This window comes from Acinetobacter sp. ANC 4973, assembly GCF_002135275.1.
In the GTDB taxonomy this organism is placed as follows: Bacteria; Pseudomonadota; Gammaproteobacteria; order Pseudomonadales; family Moraxellaceae; genus Acinetobacter; species Acinetobacter kyonggiensis.
Window position 1 is genome coordinate 190,094 of sequence record NZ_NEGM01000002.1, and the last position, 21,091, is coordinate 211,184.

Annotated in this window: 20 protein-coding genes; 5 read left to right on the top strand and 15 right to left on the bottom strand. The window is 41.6% G+C overall.

The genetic code is table 11. The features are described from left to right. Positions 1 to 115 precede the first annotated feature (115 nt). The gene (locus B9T30_RS16640; protein WP_227518940.1) at positions 116 to 643 is read left to right on the top strand and encodes a hypothetical protein; all 528 of its coding nucleotides are present in this window, start codon (positions 116 to 118) and stop codon (positions 641 to 643) included. A gap of 61 nt (positions 644 to 704) precedes the next feature. Here B9T30_RS16640 and katG read toward each other — a convergent pair whose 3' ends face one another. After that, positions 705 to 2,894 carry a catalase/peroxidase HPI gene (gene katG / locus B9T30_RS03880; RefSeq protein WP_086183857.1) on the bottom strand — a complete coding sequence of 730 codons (2,190 nt, stop codon included), beginning with the start codon at positions 2,892 to 2,894 and terminating at the stop codon, positions 705 to 707. 308 nt (positions 2,895 to 3,202) lie between these two features. On the opposite strand from katG, the gene B9T30_RS03885 reads away from it, so the two are divergent. Next, positions 3,203 to 3,646 carry a thiol-disulfide oxidoreductase DCC family protein gene (locus B9T30_RS03885; RefSeq protein WP_086183858.1) on the top strand — a complete coding sequence of 148 codons (444 nt, stop codon included), beginning with the start codon at positions 3,203 to 3,205 and terminating at the stop codon, positions 3,644 to 3,646. Continuing rightward, positions 3,639 to 4,037, top strand: coding sequence for a DoxX-like family protein (locus B9T30_RS03890; protein ID WP_086183859.1), 399 nt, complete (start codon positions 3,639 to 3,641; stop codon positions 4,035 to 4,037). Before B9T30_RS03885 ends, B9T30_RS03890 begins: the two co-directional genes overlap by 8 nt. Before the next feature lie 5 nt (positions 4,038 to 4,042). On the opposite strand, the gene B9T30_RS03895 is transcribed toward B9T30_RS03890, so the two are convergent. From B9T30_RS03895 to hcaE, 8 genes are all read right to left on the bottom strand, one after another. After that, positions 4,043 to 5,098: an MBL fold metallo-hydrolase gene (locus B9T30_RS03895; RefSeq protein WP_086183860.1), complete on the bottom strand. Its 1,056-nt coding sequence runs from the start codon at positions 5,096 to 5,098 to the stop codon at positions 4,043 to 4,045. A gap of 77 nt (positions 5,099 to 5,175) precedes the next feature. Then, complete coding sequence (locus tag B9T30_RS03900) at positions 5,176 to 6,114, bottom strand: cation diffusion facilitator family transporter (protein WP_086183861.1); 939 nt, start codon at positions 6,112 to 6,114, stop codon at positions 5,176 to 5,178. A 314-nt stretch (positions 6,115 to 6,428) separates the two neighbouring features. Next, a complete protein-coding gene (gene hcaD / locus B9T30_RS03905; protein WP_086183862.1) occupies positions 6,429 to 7,673 on the bottom strand; it encodes a 3-phenylpropionate/cinnamic acid dioxygenase ferredoxin--NAD(+) reductase subunit in 1,245 nt (414 codons plus the stop codon). Between the two features lie 12 nt (positions 7,674 to 7,685). After that, entirely contained in the window at positions 7,686 to 8,651 is a 966-nt protein-coding gene (locus tag B9T30_RS03910; RefSeq protein ID WP_086183863.1) for a 3-carboxyethylcatechol 2,3-dioxygenase, read from the bottom strand. Positions 8,652 to 8,737: 86 nt separating this feature from the next. Then, complete coding sequence (gene hcaB / locus B9T30_RS03915; protein ID WP_086183864.1) at positions 8,738 to 9,553, bottom strand: 3-phenylpropionate-dihydrodiol/cinnamic acid-dihydrodiol dehydrogenase; 816 nt, start codon at positions 9,551 to 9,553, stop codon at positions 8,738 to 8,740. A gap of 2 nt (positions 9,554 to 9,555) precedes the next feature. After that, positions 9,556 to 9,882, bottom strand: a complete 327-nt coding sequence (gene hcaC, locus B9T30_RS03920; protein ID WP_067722172.1) for a 3-phenylpropionate/cinnamic acid dioxygenase ferredoxin subunit — start codon at positions 9,880 to 9,882, stop codon at positions 9,556 to 9,558. Further along, positions 9,882 to 10,400: a 3-phenylpropionate/cinnamic acid dioxygenase subunit beta gene (gene hcaF / locus B9T30_RS03925; RefSeq protein ID WP_086183865.1), complete on the bottom strand. Its 519-nt coding sequence runs from the start codon at positions 10,398 to 10,400 to the stop codon at positions 9,882 to 9,884. The genes hcaC and hcaF overlap by 1 nt, the downstream gene beginning before the upstream one ends. Then, positions 10,397 to 11,764 (bottom strand): 3-phenylpropionate/cinnamic acid dioxygenase subunit alpha, encoded by a 1,368-nt coding sequence (hcaE, locus tag B9T30_RS03930; protein ID WP_086183866.1) that lies wholly within the window; start codon positions 11,762 to 11,764, stop codon positions 10,397 to 10,399. The genes hcaF and hcaE overlap by 4 nt, the downstream gene beginning before the upstream one ends. A 282-nt stretch (positions 11,765 to 12,046) precedes the next feature. On the opposite strand from hcaE, the gene hcaR reads away from it, so the two are divergent. Both hcaR and B9T30_RS03940 read left to right on the top strand, forming a co-directional pair. Continuing rightward, a complete protein-coding gene (gene hcaR, locus B9T30_RS03935; RefSeq protein ID WP_086183867.1) occupies positions 12,047 to 12,946 on the top strand; it encodes a DNA-binding transcriptional regulator HcaR in 900 nt (299 codons plus the stop codon). A 276-nt stretch (positions 12,947 to 13,222) separates the two neighbouring features. After that, on the top strand, positions 13,223 to 13,900 hold the full coding sequence (locus tag B9T30_RS03940; RefSeq protein ID WP_086183868.1) for a DUF1345 domain-containing protein: 678 nt from the start codon (positions 13,223 to 13,225) through the stop codon (positions 13,898 to 13,900). A 153-nt stretch (positions 13,901 to 14,053) separates the two neighbouring features. Here B9T30_RS03940 and B9T30_RS03945 read toward each other — a convergent pair whose 3' ends face one another. The 6 genes from B9T30_RS03945 to B9T30_RS03970 all read right to left on the bottom strand — a co-directional run bounded on the left by B9T30_RS03945 (position 14,054) and on the right by B9T30_RS03970 (position 21,042). Then, positions 14,054 to 14,911 (bottom strand): alpha/beta fold hydrolase, encoded by an 858-nt coding sequence (locus tag B9T30_RS03945; RefSeq protein WP_086183869.1) that lies wholly within the window; start codon positions 14,909 to 14,911, stop codon positions 14,054 to 14,056. 283 nt (positions 14,912 to 15,194) lie between these two features. Next, positions 15,195 to 16,433: an OprD family outer membrane porin gene (locus B9T30_RS03950; RefSeq protein WP_086183870.1), complete on the bottom strand. Its 1,239-nt coding sequence runs from the start codon at positions 16,431 to 16,433 to the stop codon at positions 15,195 to 15,197. Between the two features lie 796 nt (positions 16,434 to 17,229). Then, a complete protein-coding gene (dmpG, locus tag B9T30_RS03955) occupies positions 17,230 to 18,249 on the bottom strand; it encodes a 4-hydroxy-2-oxovalerate aldolase (protein ID WP_086183871.1) in 1,020 nt (339 codons plus the stop codon). 11 nt (positions 18,250 to 18,260) lie between these two features. Further along, complete coding sequence (locus B9T30_RS03960) at positions 18,261 to 19,169, bottom strand: acetaldehyde dehydrogenase (acetylating) (protein WP_086183872.1); 909 nt, start codon at positions 19,167 to 19,169, stop codon at positions 18,261 to 18,263. A 37-nt stretch (positions 19,170 to 19,206) separates the two neighbouring features. Continuing rightward, positions 19,207 to 20,016 (bottom strand): fumarylacetoacetate hydrolase family protein, encoded by an 810-nt coding sequence (locus tag B9T30_RS03965; protein WP_086183873.1) that lies wholly within the window; start codon positions 20,014 to 20,016, stop codon positions 19,207 to 19,209. A gap of 420 nt (positions 20,017 to 20,436) precedes the next feature. Further along, on the bottom strand, positions 20,437 to 21,042 hold the full coding sequence (locus B9T30_RS03970) for a glutathione S-transferase family protein (protein ID WP_086183874.1): 606 nt from the start codon (positions 21,040 to 21,042) through the stop codon (positions 20,437 to 20,439). Positions 21,043 to 21,091 lie beyond the last annotated feature (49 nt).

Sequence of the window (21,091 nt, forward strand, 5' to 3'; positions counted from 1 at the left end):
GGACAGAGTTGAAGTAGAAGATAGTACTTGGAGAACATATGAGCGTTTTCCACGTGACATCATTCAACCGCAAGAGGTTCATATTAAATGTATAGAAATCCAAAATGAAAAATTTTTGCTAATTGAATGTGATAGTAATGAAGATCACTCTTTATACCTCCACAAATTAAATCTAGCTTTAGAATTATTTGGTGCTGAATTAGAAGTACAAATACCTGCACAAGATGGTTTTGTTCAACTACCTCCAAAATTTAAAGTCGTAAATTGGTTAATTTTACCTTCAGGAACTTACACGAAAGAAGAGTTAAGAGAAAAAATTAAAACAACTATCTCACCTAAACTCCGAAAAACGGTCAAGCCTATAATTGAGAAACGTTTGAATAAAATTGCTTCGTATAATCACCAAGAAATCGCTATCGGTATTGGTGGCTATAAAGGCTATGTTATATATAGTTTTATAGACAAAGGAATTTCAGTATTAGAATCCGATAGTCCAAATAATGCGACCTATGTTTTCAATTTTTCAAACTGGACTGAGCTTTCAAAGAAAACTAAAATCGAAATAATTAATGGCGGTTTAGCTCTTCGACGAATTATCCATGATCAAAGTTGGGATATGTCGATTGATCAAATTCTTAGATAATAATCGTTACTAAGCAAAATAAAAAACCGCTCTTTCGAGCGGTTTTTTATTTCAGTGAAAACTACTTCACATCAAAACGGTCTGCATTCATCACTTTGTTCCATGCGGCAATAAAATCGTGAACAAACTTCTCTTTGTTGTCATCTTGCGCATACACTTCTGCATATGCACGAAGAATTGAATTTGAACCGAAGACTAAGTCAACACGTGTCGCTGTCCACTTAGTCACACCTGTGGCACGATCACGAATTTCATAACGGTTTTTACCGACTGGCGTCCATGTATTTGCCATGTCTGTCAGGTTTACAAAGAAGTCATTGCTCAATACACCTTCACGATTGGTCAACACGCCCTCCTGAATACCGCCATAGTTTGTACCCAACACCCGCAAACCACCAACCAGCACGGTCATTTCAGGCGCAGTCAAACCCAACAATTGGGTATGATCTAACAGCAGTTCTTCAGGTTGTGCTGCAAACTCAGCTTTCTGGAAGTTACGATAACCATCACTGACGGGTTCAAGATCTTCAAATGAATACACATCCGTTTTTTCTTGAGTCGCATCACCACGGCCTGAGGTAAAGGGAACTTTTACATTCACACCCGCAGCTTGCGCTGCTTTTTCAACGGCTGCGCTCCCCCCTAACACGATGAGGTCGGCAATGCTGACTTTCTTCGCAAGACCCAATTGAATTTCTTCCAATTTTGCCAAGACTTTTGCTAAACGAGCAGGCTCATTCGCTTGCCAGTCTTTTTGTGGTGCTAAGCGAATACGTGCGCCATTCGCACCACCACGGAAGTCTGAACTACGGAAAGTACGTGCACTATCCCAAGCGGTATTAATCAATTCAGCAGCGCTTAAACCGCTATTCAACAGTTTGACTTTCAGATCATCAATTTCTGCTTCAGATAAAATGTAATCCACACTAGGTATTGGATCTTGCCAAATTAAATCTTCCGCAGGAACATCTGCACCTAAATAACGTGATTTCGGCCCTAAGTCACGGTGCGTCAATTTAAACCATGCACGTGCAAATACTTCTGCAAAGTAGGCTGGGTCTTGGTAGAAACGCTCTGCGATTTTGCGGTATTCAGGATCAACTTTCAGCGCCATATCGGCATCAGTCATCATGGGGTTACGGCGTATATTCGGATTGTGTGCATCAACGGGTTTATCTTCTTCTTTAATGTTCACAGGTTCCCATTGATTTGCACCTGCTGGGCTTTTTGTCAGCTGCCAGTCATAGGTAAACAATAAGTAGAAGAATTCATTGTCCCATTCGGTTGGATGCGTGGTCCAAGCCCCTTCCAAACCGCTGACCATGGTATTGCCTGCATTCCCTGTGCCTTCAGGGTTATGCCAACCCAGACCTTGGAATTCGACATCTGCGCCTTCAACGTCTTTACCTAGCAATTCGGCTTTCCCATTACCGTGTGCTTTACCCACCGTGTGACCGCCCGCTGTTAATGCGACTGTTTCTTCATCATTCATCGCCATACGGTCAAACGTGGTACGCATATCTTGAGCTGTTTTTAATGGATCGGGATGACCATCGACACCTTCAGGATTGACGTAAATTAAGCCCATTTGCACCGCGGCTAATGGATTTTCTAATGATTTACGGTCTTGGTCATCTTCATAACGGTTTTTGGTTGCATCTAGCCATTTATTTTCAGAACCCCAATAAATGTCTTTTTCTGGATGCCAAATGTCTAAACGACCGCCACCAAAACCATAGGTTTTCAGACCTGCTTCTTCATATGCGACTGTACCCGCAAGGACAATCAAATCGCCCCAAGAAAGTTTGTTGCCGTATTTACGTTTAATCGGCCAAAGTAAGCGACGGCCTTTATCGGTATTGACGTTATCTGGCCAACTGTTTAAAGGAGCAAAGCGTTGGTTACCCGTATTGGCGCCGCCACGGCCATCTTGCTTACGGTATGAACCTGCTAAGTGCCAAGCCGTACGCACAAACATCCCAATATAACTGCCATAATCGGCTGGCCACCAGTCTTGGCTGGTATTAATTAACGTGCGAAGATCTTGTTTTACTGCTTCCAAATCCAATGAATTAAAAGCTTTGACATAGTCAAAGTCTGGGTCCATTGGATTGGTTTTTTGATCATGTTGAGAGAGAATATCGAGATTTAAAGCATTTGGCCACCAAGCCGTATTTGAGCTGGCTATATTGGTATTTGCACCTTCCTTATGGAAAGGACAACCCGATGCAGCTTGCGTATCATTTGTCATTTTTGAACTCCAAAGCTACGTTCAATTGATTATTGTGAAGAACCGTGTATAAAATTATTTACCCTACCAACATAGCTGTTTTAGCTCACAATCAAAAGTGGATTTTACGAATAGAAACAATCGAAAAAGCCTATTTAAGAGATGCAAAAAAATTAAAAATATTCAATTTTAAAAAGCTGAATTAAAAGTTTTAAGGCTCTGTTTTCGCAACATTTAAAAAACAATCATGCTTGCATTTTTTGACGCTATTTTTTATCGAAAATAAATTTGCTATAGTTATGACATAGCCACTCAGAATAAATCCAGTCATGGCACATCGCATTACCGCAATCATTCAAAAACATGACATTATTTTGTTTGATGCCATTTGTGTGATTTGTAATGGTTGGGCAAAATTTTTGATCAAAAATGATCAATACTCAAAATTCACACTTGCTTCCGCTCAATCGGCTTTGGGAGAAGAAATTTTAAAACATTATGGGATGTCCACCACTGACTATACCACCATGGTCGTCATTCTAAATGGACAGCTGTATACCGAATCGACAGCTTTACTTAAAGTCATGCAGCATTTGGGGCTGCCTTTTTCGCTGATGAATGCAGGCTATATGGTCCCTCGCCCAATCCGAGATTTTCTCTACCGCTGTGTAGCACTCAATCGTTATCAACTCTTTGGTCAAACCAATGATTGCTTGCTGCCATCTGCCGATAATAAACAGCACTTTTTGGAACATGCGCTTCGTGATGTATAAACAATGCTTGGAAAAACCACTTCAACTCATTCAGATGACACTGGCTGTGCTCTGGATCTATCAAGGCGTGATACCGAAAATTTTATTTCAATCCAATGCTGAAATTAATATTTGGCAAGCGATGGGATTTGAACTTGATATGGCAAAAATATGTGTTGCCCTATCAGGTCTGGTTGAAATCATGTTTGGCTGTACTTTTCTCATTTGGCAAAGAACAGGCTTGATCCATCAGCTCAACATTTTGGGCTTAACTGGATTATTACTCCTGATCATGATCACAGATCCGTTACAACTCACTACAGCATTTAATCCTATGGTCATGAATATTGCCATGATGGTTCTGTCAATCGTTGCCATTCAACTTTTAAAGCTCAGAAACAGTCAGCTTTAAAAGCATCAAACCACCAAACGTCGCCCTTCTCGCACGCAGTAAAAAGGGGTCATCAATTTAGACGTATTTTTCATCGCCACTTTTAAATCTAACTCAGGTTGTTCACGACTTTCATCAGTCAATTGAAAGGTTCGGTAATGAATCGCCAGTGAACATTTCGAGTGTAAATCTTGATGCGCTTGAAACGCATCTTGTGGATTCATATGCATATAACGCATCAACTCACGTGGCTCATACGCACCAATTGGCAAAAGTGAAACACGTGGTGCGCCTAAACGACTTTGGATCTCTTTGAAATGTGGCGAGTAACCCGTATCCCCTGCAAAGAAGCAATGATCTTTACCTGCTAAAATAGAAAAACCACCCCACAGTGCACGATTTTGGTCACGTATGCCGCGTCCCGAACCATGCTGCGCAGGCGTATAAACAATTTTTAAATCATGTAATAAAGCCGATTGCCACCAGTCCATTTCCAAGACATGAAAACTTTTTGGCAAATACCATGAGTTGCCTAAGCCAGTATAAATCGGCATGGCAAATTGATGATGCAACCACTGTAAGCTGGCTAAATCCATATGGTCATAATGATTATGACTCAGTAATACCGCATGAATGGTCGGTAATTCCTGTAAAGCAATGCCCGCAGGCATGACCCGTTTTGGCCCTTTGCCTTGCTTCGGCCCAACATGCTCACACCATACAGGGTCGGTTAATAAGTTATACGGACCAATTTGTAAAAGTACTGTCGCATGTCCAATAAACCAGACTTGCCAATCATCAATGCTGGCCTGTGGACGGTCTTGCGGCATTGCCCGTTTAGTGGCATGAAATTCTGCATATTCTTTGGCAACATCGATATTCCATGTCGATGACTTGCGTTTTAATAACCATTTTAATAGGTCTGCACGTCCACGCCCTTGTGGACGAGGTAAAACATTGCAAAATCGTTGACCATCATGCTGGCTCGAATGCATAAATTGCAATGCAGGCTGACGCCAACTATGTGACCAACATTCTTGTGTAGGCAGTTGAAAGTGTAATTTTTCGGGCTTTTGCTTCATGTACATTCAATTTCTTAGTGTGACTTAAACATTCAAAATCCGATATTTTGAATGTTCCCTCATGTATATCACGTTTTTTATTCCAAACGTCCTTTCATACGTTCCAACCACACTTTTTTCGTTTGTGGTTTAATAAACAATGCCACAATTTCAGGATGAATCTGTTTAATTTTCGCTTCAATTCTGTTGACGCATGCTTCAATTTCATCCGATTGCAAATGGTCTTCAAACTCTAAACTTAAAGAGGCAAGCACTTGATGTGCACCCATCTGTTCAGTCAAAACACCATTCGCAGACAAGACTGCACTGTCTTCTTGCGCAATCAGTAAAATGTTATTGCGTAATTCTGGATCTGCAGTTTCACCCAGCAATAAACCTTTGGTTTCCCGCGCCAATAAAATAGCAGAAACAGCCAACACAATACCAATCAATATCGAGGCAACACCATCCAACTCAGGAATATTTAACTGATGCGCCAAATAAATCCCGATCAACGCAATAAATAGACCACATAAAGCCGCGGTGTCTTCAAATAATACCGTAAAAGTGGTTGGATCTTTACTGCGACGGAAAGCTTCAAAATAACCTTGCTGACCTTTGACCTGACGAAACGCTTTTAACGCCACCAGCCATGATGCTCCTTCACATAAAATCGCAATCGCTAAAACAATATAATTCAAACTCGGATTAAGCATTTCCTCAGGGTGCCGCACATGTTGTATGCCCTGATAAATCGACACAATGGCACCCAATGCAAAAACCATTAGGGAAACAATAAAGGCCCAAAAATACAGTTCACGCCCATAACCAAATGGATGCTTCACATTGGCAGGCTGCTGCGATTTTTTGATGCCGTAGAGCAGTAAAATTTCATTTAGCGTATCCACGACGGAATGAATTGCTTCACTCAGCATGGCTGAACTATTGGTGATATAGGCCGCGATAAACTTGACCAAGGCTATGGCTAAATTACCCAGTAAAGCCGCATACACCACCATTTTATTTGAGTCAGACATTTAAAGTTGTCCTGAATTTATTGTTATCCAATACAGCGAGCATGATTGTCCCCAGCTCTTTATAGTAACGAAAGCATGGCTCATCTGGTTTATCTTTTTGTTGTTTTTAAAAGCGCATGCCCATCAGTGAAAATGAGAAATTGATACGTCAGCTTAATGCAGTCAAAACATGCTCAATCTGTTATTTTCAAAATAGCGTATATCGAATAGCACAGCCAACAAACGTGCAATTAACGATCAAGGCAACATTAAACACGCATAAAAAAACAGACCTGTGCTAAACACAGGTCTGTTCAAAGATAGCATTACAAACTTTAAGCAATTTTGCGTAAGTCTTGTGCAATGTCCAAATGTTTTTCCATGTCAAATGTACTGTTTTTACTGATCATTTTTTTCAAATGGCGCATTTCTTTCGCAGCATTCACCGTAATAGCGGCAACGATTTGACCGTCAGTCACACCGTACATCACAAATGAATTGTCTGCACCTTTCGAGGCATCCATTTCACCACGGATATGCCATTCAGCCGCATTCATATCACCGACAAATTGATAATTAATCTCCAGTTGATCAGTCCAGAACCATGCTGGATTGGCTTTGGGATGTTCCGCACCCATCACATGACGTGCAAAAATCCCTGCTTGCAGGTTGGCATTTTCCCAAGTTTCAACACGACGGTGATGACCACAGTCACGTAATTGAGTGGCAACATCACCTGCGGCATAAATATCAGCATTTGAAGTTTGGCAGTTTTCATTCACTAAAATTGCACAATCAACGGTCAAGCCTGCATCTGTTGCCAATTGTGCATTGGGTACAATCCCAATACCGTAAACCACAGCATCAGCACGCAGTTCTTCACCATTTTCAAGCGTGATCACCACGTCTTCGCCATCCTGATTTTGTTCCAGTCGGCAATCTGCAATTTGGGTTCCAAGACGAACATCGACACCCGCAAGACGTTGTTGAGCCAATAAAAATTCACTCAAAATGCGTGGTGATGAACGCCCCATCACCATTGGACTCATTTCAATGACCGTCACAACACAATCTTTAAAACGTGCAGATGAAGCAAGTTCCAAACCAATCACCCCACCACCAATCAAGATAATACGGCGACCTGCTTGCAGTACAGGGACTAAGGCTTGTGAGTCTTCCAGATTTCGCAAGGTATAAACATGTTTACCCAAAGCGTCAAAGTTTGGCAAACGACGTGCAGCACCACCTGTGGCAAGCAATAGTTTATCGTAAGCAATAACCTCACCATTTTTAAGCTCAATACTGTGCGCATCGCTATTGATTTTCACCACGCCATTGCCGCGGATTACCTCAACATTGAGATCTACTAGTTTTTGCTCTGACAAGATTTCAATTTTGGTATCGGAAGGGTTGAGGATCACATCTTTAGACAATGGTGGACGCTCATAAGGCAAATGTGTTTCGTCACCGACCAAAATGATTTTACCTGCATACTTATTGGCACGAAGTTCTAAAATAGCGCTTGCGCCAGCTTGACCAGCACCGACAATAACGATGCTTGCAATATTCGTTTGGCTCATGTCCGTCATTCCTTAGTTTTTCAATTCTGCCGATACAATGCCAAAGCCAGCAATCCATTCACTAATTGCTTCATAGACTTGCGTGGTCATGTGGTATTCGCCCAATTCAGACAATGCAGCAAATGCGGCAATCCATGAACGAACCTCTTGACCACCACGACCACCATCGCGACGAATTTCGGCTTCAGTCATCGCCTCAATCGCTGCGAAATCGCCATTCTTGAAAGTTTCAAGTAAGGCAATATCCCATTCAGCATTTAAAGGCACGGCAACAGAAGTATCCCCTGCTGCAAGCTTTTGACCGACTGCAATAATTTTGGCTTGACGTGCATGACGTGCTTCAGTAGATGGATTGCGCCCTGCAATTAGAAATTCTTCTACTTCAGGCGGAACTGAACCCATTTGCGGTGTAGGCGGATCATGTGACAATCCCCCTGTGCCTAAAATCAGCACCCGTTCATTTTCAAGGTTCAGTGATTTGATGAACTGACCAATGGCACGACCTAAAGCCACCGTGCGTTTAGTGGTTGGCATTGGTGCTGCTGCACCATTAATAAAAATTGGAATGGTTGGATAACGATCCAATTGACCATCGCATAGGAAATGCAAAGGTTGAGTCACACCATGGTCGGCCTGCATGCGGTAAGAATAGGCAACATCGACCCCTTCATCCAAGACACGACGCACTAAATTAAGGGCTGTTTCTTCTGGCACATTAATCTTGTTGTTCTCTGCACCATAATTCCAATCGCCTGCGGCTGTGGCGCGAATACCGACGCAGAAACTTGGCATGAGGTCATAAAAAAAACCGTTAAAATGGTCGGGGCCGAAAGTAATAATTAAAGTTGGATCAAAGGCTTTAACTTCAGCCGCCATTTTTTCAAATGCAGCACGAACATTGGTTTCCTGTTCTACACGCTGTGGCGAAGCAAATTCCATGAGTGGACTATGTGACGCACAAATCAGTTTAACGGGCATAAGTCGCTCCTAAACGAAGGCAGCCAAATGGCTGCCAGAGTGTGGTTCTGAATTTTTCAGAATAAGGTTTGCTGAAGATTTAAGACTTAGTCTTCAAAAAAACCTGCACGTGGCTGACGTAAACCACGAATTCCCAGACCACAATCAGCATTAATTAAAACACCAGTCAGCGTACGGTTATTGGCACGTGAAGCAAGCAGTACATAAGAACCAGTCATATCTTCAGGTTCAGGTAAGAAGCCCAATGGCATGCCGCGGCCAATTTTCTCAGGATCACGTGCATCAAGTAGACCCAAGTTTTCCTGACCCAATGATGCAGCGCCTTTGATATTGACGTTCATACCTGATGGTGCAACCGCATTGACGCGTACTTTTGGTGCAAGCTCATAGGCCAATTCTTTCATGATGCCCACACCAGCATGTTTAGATGCGGTATAGATTGGACCACCACCAGCGGAATACAGCGCAGAGTTAGACAAGGTGAAGATGATTGAACCTTCAGATTTCACTAATTCGTCCAGCGCAGCTTTGGCACCCAAAATGAGTGATTTGGTATTAATGCCCATGATTTCATCAAAGGCTGTTTCCAACTGCTCGCCAGAGGTATTGACGATATCTGCGTAATGATCCCAAATACCCGCATTACCAACGAAGCAATCCAGCTTACCAAAACGCTCTACAGTCGCTTGAACAGCACGGACATTGTCTGCATAGTTGGCCACATCACCCGCAATTGCAAGAATACGGTCACCAAAGTGTTCTTGCAAAGCATCCACTTTAGCTTGTGAACGCTGAAGAACCGCAACCTGTGCGCCCTCTTGCAAGAAACGCTCAACCAAAGCCCAGCCTAAGCCTGAACCACCACCGGTAATGAGTGCAACTTCACCTTGTAGCCACCCCATGATTACTCTCCTGCCATCTCTACGAACAATTGACCATCTTCAACAATCACAGGGAAGGTTTTGATTGGATCAGTTGCTGGTAGGCACAATGCCTCACCTGTTTTTAAGCAAAAACGTGCTGAATGCAATGGGCATTCAACTGTACCGTCATCTTCCAGATAACCTTCAGACATCGATGCATTACCATGTGAACAACGGTCATTCATAGCGAAGAATTCTCCGCCATTGTTGAACACTGCCAGTGCTTCAATACCGTTTACGCCGCAATCTACTTTTAGCGCTTCGCCTTCGTCTAATTCATCAACTTGGCAAACAAAAATCTTATTCATTAGAAGAACACACTCAGGTTATGTGAGTTATAGGTCACTTGATCTAAGGTAATTTTACGGTTGAAGATTTGGAAGCCGAGGCCACCTTCAACTTGACGTAATTTGTCGTGACGCTTACCGCAGTAGATGGTGACGTCTTTCTCTTTTTGGGTACGGTACAACAAGTACGTGACGTACACATCGTATTCACCGTCCACTTCTGTCGGCTCTACAATCACGTTCGACACCATATGTGTAGTACGTGATGGCGGCTCTTCAGCCCACGCCATGCCCGTTTCAAGACGTGCAACACGACGCTCTAAAAGATCTTTGCTATCGTTAAATACCCACGTGGTTGGCGGTTCAACTGAACGGCGGCGGTCACGGGTTTGTGCATTTGGCGTCGTGCGCAGCGTATAAGAAATATCTTCTGCCAATAGATCCAGCCAATCACGGAATTTCCAATCGTCCAGCGCTTTGCCTTCACGATAGAGGAACTGACTAATTTGATGATGAAGTTCTAAACTGATCTGACTCATTTCATTAGCTCCTTCTCATATTGCTCAGCGGCTTTTTCGACATCTTCCCATGTTTCATGAATCAATAGATCTGCCCAACGGCGGTATAAACTACGTGCCGCAGTTTCAGAGAAAATGTAGTTGGTAATCCCGGGGATACCATCTTCACGTTTCTTCTCGTTACCCAAGCCCATTTCCATAATCAGCTTGTTATTCCGCGCTTTATAACCGCGTAATACTTTTTGAATCTCAATCCAGTTTTCAGAGTCATCTTGCTCCAAGAAACCAGCAGGGCCAAAGGCACGTGTTGCAGAACGCTCAAACGCTTCTTTCACTTCTTGCGATGCTTCAGCATCGGCAATACAGAATGCCCAGACTTCCGTTTTATTTGGCCCACGTGGGTGCCATACGCGAAGTGTTGCCGTACCATTTAACCATGACATGGTGGGGAACATGTTGTTGTGACCCGCAAGACGCAATGCACGCGTTTCACCCAAACGTTCTTTTACTTCGTCATAAGTTTCACGGAAGTAGTTCGCCACTTCACCATCCACCCAGACGTTTGCATCGGGCTTTTCAGTAAAGAAGAAACCTGAACCATGGCCACGTGAACCGTACTGGATCGCATCTTTCGCCGTTTCCCATACTGGACGCGCTGTTTGTGCAGCACCTAATTTTTTAGAAGACTCATCATCTGGTTTTGCACCCAACACTTGGATGGCTGATGCATGAGAGAACAAGGCATGATATTGGTCAGATGCAAACTGTTCCGCTGCAAATTTCCAGTTACATTCAATTTCCCACTTATGCACACCACCAATGATCTCAGTCCCGCCCGGACGACGATCAACGACACCATCAAGATACCAAGCAATGTCGCCCATATATTCGATTAAATCAGGTGTGGTTTCATCCCAGCAGCCAAAGATTAAGCCTTTGTAAGACTCAACACGATTCACTTCAACCAGCCCCCATTTCTCTTTGCATGCACCTTGTGGGAATGCACGATCTTCTAATGGAATGTCTTTGAGTGAACCATCAACACCGTAAGACCAGCCGTGGTATGGGCAAGTAAATGCACGTGTATTGCCACAGTCTGCAAAGCTCACACGCATAGAGCGGTGACGGCATTGGTTTAAAAATGCTTTGATTGAGCCGTCTTTTTGACGTGCCACAATAATCGGGTCTTCACCCATATAGGTATTGAAAAAGTCGCCCGCTTTAGGAATTTGGCTTTCATGACAAAGGAATAACCAAGTACGACCAAAAACGCGTTCAAGCTCTAATTCATATAAATCTGGATCGGTATAAATATATGGCGAGATACGTCCATTTTGTGCATCGACCAAAGCGTCAATTTCGCGCACATCAATTTTTCCACTCATGAAAAGCTCTCCTGTGACGTACTCAGTCACAAAGTAAATAGACTCAACTTTTAGTGGATGATGGTTTTTTCACAGCGTTTAGTGAAATATTTTTTTTGTTTCAATTAAGATATTTTATGGATTATTCGTAGCGTTTTTTTCTTATATTGAAATGGTCATGAAAAACTAAAAACCATTTATTTTCTAAATAGCAGAATCATCTTCACGGCATAGTTGTTTATAGATTATACTCACCCCAAATTATAGTAAGACATTTTTTGGATTACTCATTGGACTAGTTATATGGAATTACGACACCTAAGATATTTTATCACCGTTGCAGAAGAACTGAATTTTAGTAAAGCTGCGTTAAAGCTTTATACCGCCCAACCCTCTTTAAGTCAGCAAATTAAAGACCTCGAAGAAGATGTCGGTGTAAAGCTATTATATCGCACCAAGCGTAAAGTTGAACTGACGGAAGAAGGTGCCGTATTTCTAGAACAAGCTCGCCTTACATTGGCTCAAGCAGACAAAGCCATTGCTATGGCACGCCAAGTCTTACAAGCCAAACAGCAAATGTTGCGGATTGGTTTTGTGCCCGTAGCCGAGATGAAAATCTTTCCTTATGTATTACCCAATTTACGGGTACAAAATTCAGATTTAAAAATTGAATTACTCAGTCTCAATAATACTGAGCAAATGAAGCTGTTAAAGAAAGGCGATCTGGATGTCACTTTTACCCGTCAGAATTTAAACAGTGATGAAATCGAAAGCTTATTTGTACTTCGAGAACCGCTGATTTTTATTTTGCCGGAAAATCATCCTTTAGCAAAATATGAACGAATTCCAGTGAAAGCATTGCATGGTGTTGATTTTATTATTCCTGCTGCGGAACAGTCTTTGACGCTACATAATACCATTCTAGAGTTTGCCAAAAGCAATGGTATTGAATTTAATATTGTACAAAAAGCCGATAATATCTTGTTTAATATCAACTCGATTGGCATGGGCTTAGGTTGCACCATCTTACCCGGCTACGTTGCACCATTGACCATGAAAAACACAGTCATTCGTGCCTTAGATATTGAACTGCCGTATTTGGACTTGTATGTCAGTTACCACAAAAACAGTAGTTCAGTCGCCGTTCATAAATTTGTTGAATTACTCACCCACGTGTTTTATCTCAATATCAATCGTGATTAAACAAACCATTTCCCCACTTTCTTTTTTAAATTGAGCACACTATTATTTTTTTGATAAATAATGGTGTCTTTTTTTGCCTATTTTTCTATTGATTTTGTACCGCGAAGACTTAAGTCTTAGACTATTTATTGATGATAAAGTCTGTTTCTATGGGAAATAACGCATAACTTTTTCTTCGCTCATCCATAAAAATATCTCATAATCAAAAAATTACAACTTAAGTCTAATAAACACACTGCGGTATTGATAAAAATAGACATAGATCTAGAGAGCATTATGAAAATACACTCATTGCATCGAATCAAAATAGGCGTTCAATACCATCCTTATTTTTTTATCATCTTTCCATCCATCGCAGTGCTGTATTATTTTTTACAATGGCTGACCCCGTGGCATTGGTCGAGCTGTCTTTTAATCAGTTGGAATATTTCAATTTATCACTATTTATTCTTAACCATAAAAAAATTATGGCACACAGATCATGCCCATATCTTACAGCGCGCACTACAACAAGATGCCAGTAAATGGATCATTTTACTGCTGGTGATCATGACCTTAATTATGTGCTTTATTGCCATTATTATTGAAATTAATCATTTACCCGCAGACCCCGCCATTCGAACAGGGCACTTAATTTTATCTATTCTGACCATTATTTCGGCTTGGTTCTTTATGCATACCATCTTTGCAATTCATTATGCACATGACTTTTATTTGGCATTGGAAAAACATCAAGAGGGTGGCTTAGATTTCCCCAAATCGCCGCAACCGACCTATCCCGACTTTTTATATTTTAGTTATGTGATTGGCACGTCGGCTCAAACGGCGGATGTCTCGGTGACCAGCCAATCGATGCGTGTATTGAACACTTTACACCTGATTTTGGCATATGGATTTAACACCACTATTTTGGCCATCAGTATTAATGTCGCAGCCAGTTTTATTATGGCTTAAAGCCAAATTCATCTGCTTACCCCAAATCGCTCGCATCAGGACATGTTGTCTGCTCAACAAAAGGAGTTGTACAAATCGCTGATCTATACAAATTTCACAAAATAAAAAAGGATGGCAAAAGCCACCCTCTTTTTATCACTGAATTAAAGCAGATTACACGCCACGCGCCGTTAAATAATCTTTAATCACGGTATTAAATTCTTCCGCTTTTTCAACTTGAGACCAATGCCCACATTGACTGAAAATATGTGCATCTGCATGTGGAACAATGTTTAAGATATCCCATGAACGAGACACCGGAATCACCACGTCTTGTACACCATGAATCAGTAAAACTGGAACAGTAATGTCTTTCATTTTGTCAAAGTCGAGTGGGAACTCAAAACGGTCACGATCACGCGCGCCAACAACGTCCATTAAACGATCCGATGCATAGTCATTTTTGGCAGAATCAAAACGGACTTTAACCAATTCATCCGTAATCAAATCTTTGTTCACCACAAACATCGACAGGGTTTGCTTGATGCCTTCTTCTGTTAAAACGGGATTTGCATGGGCTTTTAGTGCCGCTGTTTGTTTCGCACCACCCGTACCCATAGATACGATCCCTAAAACACGCTCTGGATAATCCAAAACCATTTGGAATGCTAACCAACCGCCCAATGAGTTACCCACCACCCAAGTTTTTTCAATGCCTAAAGCATCTAAAGTACGAATGGCATGATCGACCCAAGCACGAATACCATAAGCCGTATTTGGCGCAACAACGGATTGACCATAACCAATGGTGTCGATTGCGATACAACGGGCTTGTTCAGCAATTTGTGGCAAGTTCAACCACCAGTTTGCCGCAGCAGAGACGCCTGTACCCGAACCATGCAAGAAAAGAATAGGTGTACCTTCACCCATTTCATGATAATGCGTTAACTCACCTTCCGCAGTTTCAATCCACTTATCTTCTAAACCAAAAAATGAATCTGTTGTATATTCAGGGATTTGGACAGTGCTCATACATACTCCTCATGCAGCATTGATACGTGTTTGATTGACTCAATGACACGCTGAATGATAATAAATTCGACAATTTTACAGCCTAATATTACATGTTCATCAAGCACAAACTGATACTTAATAACGATGATAAACTACAAAAAAACGATAATTTAAGCATTTGTTTTTAATATATTTAAAATAAATTCATCGCCACAATTCAGCTTAAGTATTTCAAGCTCAATATGCTGAAACTCAAAAAAAAGAGCGACTGATCAACAGCCGCTCTTTTTCCATCAAATGATTAGAATTTATAGGTATAGGTTGTCGCAACACGATACTCTTTTAAGTCCGTTTTCCAGTCAAAATCAGCATCAATATACATCCCTTGAACGCCTAAACCTTTGAACTTACCCTCTGGAATGGTGTAATTCACAATCAGATTAATTTCATCCGATTTTTGCGCTTGTTTACCCGCTACATCGGCATCAGAACCCGTGAAATAAACCGCTGTAGCATTTAAGCCTTTTGCACCCAATGCAGAGAAATCATAAGCATAAGTAAAGCCCCATGATTTTTCATTCACATTGGTAAATGTCGCTACGCCCCAGTTCACTAAATAAGGTTGTGGCACCCAACCGCCAATGGTTGGGAATGCATTTTGACCAAACATTTGTTGATAGCCCAAAGCAAAGGTATGTGCGCCATGATTAATTTTAGCGCCTACAGATAGCGCCTGATTATCAATATTTCCATACAATTGATCACCAGATTCTGAGTTATCGAAATAACGAATATGGCTGTCTAATTTTGCCTTTGCACCTAATGTGGTTTTGTAATTCACACCGACATAGTGCTGTTGGTAAATATCTTGCACATCGGCATACCAATAGCTTGCACCAATATTTTGATTAAATTGATGATCAATACCGGCAATGTACATCCCATCCGCTTCTGCACCATGATCATAGGCAGGCGGTGCAAATTTCGTTAATTCGCGGAATTGGTTGTCATAACGGTTGTTAATACCATCAATATAGGCCAAGGTTAACTTGGTATCTTTGATTTCTTTCGATTCTAACCATGCACCGCTATATGTGGTCAGCAACTGACGCGATGGGTCAAAAACCAAGACAGGTGAAACAGGTAAAATTTCACCGACTTTCAATTCAGTTTGCGACACTTTGGCTTTTAAAGTTGCCCCTACTTTACCAAAATCACGCGCTTGCTTTTTTCCGTCATGCGGTAAAACCCAATCTGGATTTTTATCCCGACCATTCAAACGTACAGCATGTTGAACCAAGATGTCAGCGCCCACTTTTATAGCACCTAAATCGGCATAACCAGACTTAGCATCTAAAGTCATGGCTTGAGACCAACTGCCCCAGTTATTTTGTGGAAGATCGGCATACTGACGATCTAGATAGAAGTTTTTAAATTTTAATTGGACTTGGCTATCGTCGATAAATTCTGCATTCGTTGCAGTTGTACCTAGTGTTGCCGCAGCAGCACAGATTGCTATCCATAGTGTTTGACGATGCATGGCTAAATTCCCAGTGATCAAATTAAGCTATAACACCATCATGCTGAACAATTCTGAGTTGCGAAATCCGACTACAGTATTAAGCTTTAATGCGTTGAACGCATGCTTACGACTTTCTGAATCTATATGCCAAGCTGGTTTAGAACTTAAAGCAATAAGATATTTTGCAGATATTTGATGCAACGTCCTATAAGCTATTGTTCACAGGCTTATTTTTATAAAAAAACAAAGATATTTACGCCAAACCAAAACAACTGATCGCTTTTAAGTTTAACTGCGGTTTTCCACCCGCTAAATATTTGAGAAAACTAATATCACTGGCGTATGGCATGATATTTTTTATCTATTAATTTTTTGTATTTTTCTAAACAATGAAACACTTTTTGCATTAAAAAAAGCAGATGACCACCCACCCTTCATATCACCTAATAAAAAGCACCTATTAAAGGTAATGCCAGTCAGTTAAGGGTTTTAGAAATAAAGTCCTTAGTTTTTAGTTGTTCATGACGGAGTCTTATATTTTTAAATCAAATACTTGGAGCTCATCTATTACTTTGGATAAGCCCAAAGTAATCAAAGGCATTGTCATCCGCAAAACTCGCCAAATACCTTTTATTGATTAATAAATCGCAGAAACTGTACTTTTCCAAAGTAGTCTTGCCTCGAACAGTTGCGGATGACGTTTCCGCGTATCGAATAACATCATGAAGTTAAAAAATAAAATGCCAGTCAATTTCTAAACGGACTGGCATTACCTATAAAAGGTGCTTTTCTAACTGAAAAATCAGTACGACGACTAAGCTTGCAGTGCTTTGGCTTTCGACATGGTCAATGCCAAATCTTCAATCATGTCTTCTTGACCACCCACTGTACCGCGGCGACCCAATTCCATTAAGATTTCACGTGCAGACACACCATATTTGGCTTCCGCACGTTTCGCAAATAACAAGAATGATGAGTAAACGCCTGCATAACCTAAAGTTGCTGCATCACGATCAGCACGAATCGGGTTCAACATCATAGGAATCACAAGATCTTCAGCAACATCTTGAACTTTAAACAAATCAACACCTGTATCCATTCCCATGCGATTCGCAACGGCAATGAATAACTCCAGTGGGGTATTGCCTGCACCCGCACCTAAACCAGCAGAAGCCAAGTCAACCCGTATCGCACCCGCTTGAACAGCAGCTACAGTATTGGCAACACCCATACCTAAGTTATGATGACCATGGAAGCCCAGTTCAATACTCGGGTCAAGACTGTCACGCAAACAAGCAACACGATCCGTTACATCTTGTGGCAACATATAACCCGCAGAGTCAGTCACATAAATACAGTTCGCACCGTAAGACACCATTTTTTTCGCTTCTTCAAGCAATTGAGCCGGTGTTGCCATATGAGCCAACATTAAGAAACCGACTGTATCCATCTCTAACTGACGTGCAGCCGTGATGTGCTGTTCGGAACAGTCCGCTTCTGTACAATGCGTTGCCACACGAATGGTTGAAACACCAATTTCATGTGCCATTTTCAAATGGTCAACCGTACCAATCCCAGGTAAAAGAAGTGCAGAGACTTTCGCATTCTTCATCCGTGGCACAACCGCAGACAAATATTCCTCATCTGTTGCCGCAGCAAAACCGTAGTTCACCGATGAACCACCAAGGCCATCACCGTGTGTCACTTCAATTAAAGGTACGCCTGCATCATCAAGGGCGGTTGAAATTGCAATCATTTGCTCAACAGTTGTTTGATGGCGCTGTGGGTGCATACCATCACGCAAAGTCATATCATGAACAATAATCTTAGACATGTGGTTGCTCCTTATACCGCTTCAGTGGTTGCTTGTTGTGCAATTAAACGCTCTGCAAACATTTCCGCAGTGCGTGCAGCTGCCGCTGTCATAATGTCGAGGTTACCAGCATATTTAGGTAAGTAATCGCCTAAACCTTCAACTTCTAAATACATAGAAACGCGGTTGTCATCAAAGACTGGACCATTGACCAGTTTATAACCCGGTACATATTTTTGAACCTCGGAAATCATGGCATGCACTGATGCAGTAATTGCCGCTTGATCTGGTTCACCTTCAACGAGGCAATGAACCGTATCACGCATCATGAGTGGTGGCTCAGCAGGATTGATAATGATGATTGCTTTACCCGCTTTCGCACCGCCAACTTTCTCAATCGCACCCGCAGTGGTACGAGTAAATTCATCAATATTTTTACGTGTGCCCGGACCCACAGATTTAGTCGATACAGTTGCAATGATTTCGCCATAGCTTACAGGCTGAACACGTGAAACGGCAGCTACCATCGGGATCGTGGCTTGACCACCACATGTCACCATGTTGACGTTTGGCAATTCACCTTGTTCAAGCAACGCGGTAAGATTTACTGGTGGTACGCAAAATGGTCCAACCGCTGCCGGTGTTAAATCAATCATCTGTACGCCAAGTTCATTTAACTTGCGGCTGTTTTCAGCATGCACATAGGCAGAGGTTGCATCAAATGCAATTTGAATGTTGTCTGCCAATACATGTGGCAATAAACCATCAACGCCTTCTGCTGTAGTTTTTAGACCCATGCTCGCAGCACGTGCCAAGCCTTCAGACGTTGGGTCAATTCCCACCATCCAGACAGGTTCTAACCATTCGCTACGTTGCAGTTTGTAAAGCAAATCTGTGCCGATATTACCCGGACCAATCAATGCACATTTAATCTTTTTCATGAATGTACTCTCTAAAATTCCGATTTATACAAAAACGCTATTCAGCAGCGAAAGCGGCAACCACTGAACCAAAGCCTTCAATCTCAACTTTGAATTCATCACCTGGGTTTGCAATAACCATTGGGCCAAGCGCACCTGTAAGAATGATGTCACCTGCCAAGAGTGGACGACCACGACGCACCATTTCGTCAGCCAACCACACTGCCGCGTTTAAAGGGTTTGCCAAACATGCTTTGCCCACACCTTGAGAGACAACTTCGTCACCACGCGTCATCACCATTTTGCAGTTCACAAGGTCTAGGTTTTCCAGTTTCACTGGACGTGAACCTAAAACATAAGCCGCAGATGAAGCGTTATCTGCAACCGTATCAATCAGGGAAATTTTCCAATTTTCGATACGACTATCGACCACTTCTATAGCGGGCAATGCATAGTCAGTCGCACTGATAATGTCTGCGTAAGTGTGTTTTTCTTGGATTAAATCTTGATGAATGATGAGTGCAATTTCAGCTTCAACTTTCGGTTGAATGAGTAACCCAGCAGGAATGGCTTCACCATCGCCATAGGCCATATCGGCAAACAACATCCCAAAATCAGGTTGATTTACCCCAAGTTGCGCTTGTACAACTTTTGAAGTCAAACCAATCTTGCGTCCAACCAAACGACGCCCCTCAGTAAGCGCACGCTGGGTATTCACTTCTTGAGCGGCATAGGCGATATCGACATCGGCACTTTCACCCCCCAATTGTGGACGAATAGGTGCAACCGCAACTTTTGACAGTTCAGCTTCTCTAAGCGCTAAAGCAACGGATTCAACGCTCGTTTCAACAACAGCAGAATTCGACATCAATGTTTCCTTAAACTGCAAAAATGGACTTATACTGTTTTAGATAAAAAATGATTGAGTAAGATTTAAAACTCGGATCGATTAGATCAATTGCGACAGACGAGCTGTATCTGATCATCTATAAAACGCGTATATGTATAAACAGTTTAAGCATCGGAAAAATGGCGACTTTACGCCAATACTTATTTTATTTTTTACAATAGTTAGAACCTATAAATCTTTTTTTTGTTTTATCAATCAAAATAAACAGCGTAGAAAAATCAAAGCGAAAAATGATCCAATCATTCAGAATTTAGTTTTGTATATTTTGATTAAACTTTTCATCTACGACTAAAAGATAATAAGCGTGAAGTTTATTTGTATAAATCTACAACAAAAAATAAGCCTCTTTCATAAGAGGCTTATTTAAGTAAAATGATTTTATGCGGCAAATAAAGCAGGATTATTCTTTAAACTTTCACGTTGTTGTATAGCTAAAACATAGCGCTCAATCGCAGGATGGGGCTGTAATAGATTCATTTTTAATTGCCACATGATCATTGCCCCTAAACTGATATCGGCTGCCGTAAACTGTGAACCACATAAATACGGGCTTGCTTGTTCCAAACCTTGAATCAATGCCTGATAGGTATCTCGATAATCACCATAACCCATAAACATTTTTTGTTCAGGTGCCACTTGAACTTTTAAATGTTCATTGTCAGAGGCTGCTGCAAAAGGTCCTGCACCAAAGAACAACCAACGGTAATATAAACCTCTTTTCGGATCATCAAGTGCAGGAGCTAACCCTTTTTCAGAGAATTTATCTGCCAAATACGCACAAATGGCATCTAGCTCATAAATCACCACATCGCCATCGACTAAAACAGGCACTTTGCCAAAAGGGTTTAATTTTAGAAATTCTGCTGATTTCATTTCTGTACCATATGCAACTTCTATGCGCTCGACCTCAATCCCCAAATCAAGAATGAGCCAATCCACGACAACACCACGAGATTGCGTATTGGTATATAAAGTTAAAGCCATTGTTCTATCCTCTGTGTTTATTGTTTTTTGAGCATAGAACTTGGCTGTG

Excerpts from the sequence above, each read along its gene's own strand:
- B9T30_RS03940 (WP_086183868.1), top strand. The coding sequence starts at position 13,223 with ATGAAAATACACTCATTGCATCGAATCAAAATAGGCGTTCAATACCAT.
- B9T30_RS03950 (WP_086183870.1), bottom strand. The coding sequence starts at position 16,433 with ATGCATCGTCAAACACTATGGATAGCAATCTGTGCTGCTGCGGCAACA.
- B9T30_RS03895 (WP_086183860.1), bottom strand. The coding sequence starts at position 5,098 with ATGAAGCAAAAGCCCGAAAAATTACACTTTCAACTGCCTACACAAGAA.
- B9T30_RS03885 (WP_086183858.1), top strand. The coding sequence starts at position 3,203 with ATGGCACATCGCATTACCGCAATCATTCAAAAACATGACATTATTTTG.
- hcaR (WP_086183867.1), top strand. The coding sequence starts at position 12,047 with ATGGAATTACGACACCTAAGATATTTTATCACCGTTGCAGAAGAACTG.
- B9T30_RS03900 (WP_086183861.1), bottom strand. The coding sequence starts at position 6,114 with ATGTCTGACTCAAATAAAATGGTGGTGTATGCGGCTTTACTGGGTAAT.
- hcaD (WP_086183862.1), bottom strand. The coding sequence starts at position 7,673 with ATGAGCCAAACGAATATTGCAAGCATCGTTATTGTCGGTGCTGGTCAA.
- hcaF (WP_086183865.1), bottom strand. The coding sequence starts at position 10,400 with ATGAGTCAGATCAGTTTAGAACTTCATCATCAAATTAGTCAGTTCCTC.
- katG (WP_086183857.1), bottom strand. The coding sequence starts at position 2,894 with ATGACAAATGATACGCAAGCTGCATCGGGTTGTCCTTTCCATAAGGAA.
- B9T30_RS03945 (WP_086183869.1), bottom strand. The coding sequence starts at position 14,911 with ATGAGCACTGTCCAAATCCCTGAATATACAACAGATTCATTTTTTGGT.
- hcaE (WP_086183866.1), bottom strand. The coding sequence starts at position 11,764 with ATGAGTGGAAAAATTGATGTGCGCGAAATTGACGCTTTGGTCGATGCA.
- hcaB (WP_086183864.1), bottom strand. The coding sequence starts at position 9,553 with ATGGGGTGGCTACAAGGTGAAGTTGCACTCATTACCGGTGGTGGTTCA.
- B9T30_RS03910 (WP_086183863.1), bottom strand. The coding sequence starts at position 8,651 with ATGCCCGTTAAACTGATTTGTGCGTCACATAGTCCACTCATGGAATTT.
- dmpG (WP_086183871.1), bottom strand. The coding sequence starts at position 18,249 with ATGTCTAAGATTATTGTTCATGATATGACTTTGCGTGATGGTATGCAC.
- B9T30_RS03890 (WP_086183859.1), top strand. The coding sequence starts at position 3,639 with ATGTATAAACAATGCTTGGAAAAACCACTTCAACTCATTCAGATGACA.
- B9T30_RS03960 (WP_086183872.1), bottom strand. The coding sequence starts at position 19,169 with ATGAAAAAGATTAAATGTGCATTGATTGGTCCGGGTAATATCGGCACA.
- hcaC (WP_067722172.1), bottom strand. The coding sequence starts at position 9,882 with ATGAATAAGATTTTTGTTTGCCAAGTTGATGAATTAGACGAAGGCGAA.
- B9T30_RS03970 (WP_086183874.1), bottom strand. The coding sequence starts at position 21,042 with ATGGCTTTAACTTTATATACCAATACGCAATCTCGTGGTGTTGTCGTG.
- B9T30_RS03965 (WP_086183873.1), bottom strand. The coding sequence starts at position 20,016 with ATGTCGAATTCTGCTGTTGTTGAAACGAGCGTTGAATCCGTTGCTTTA.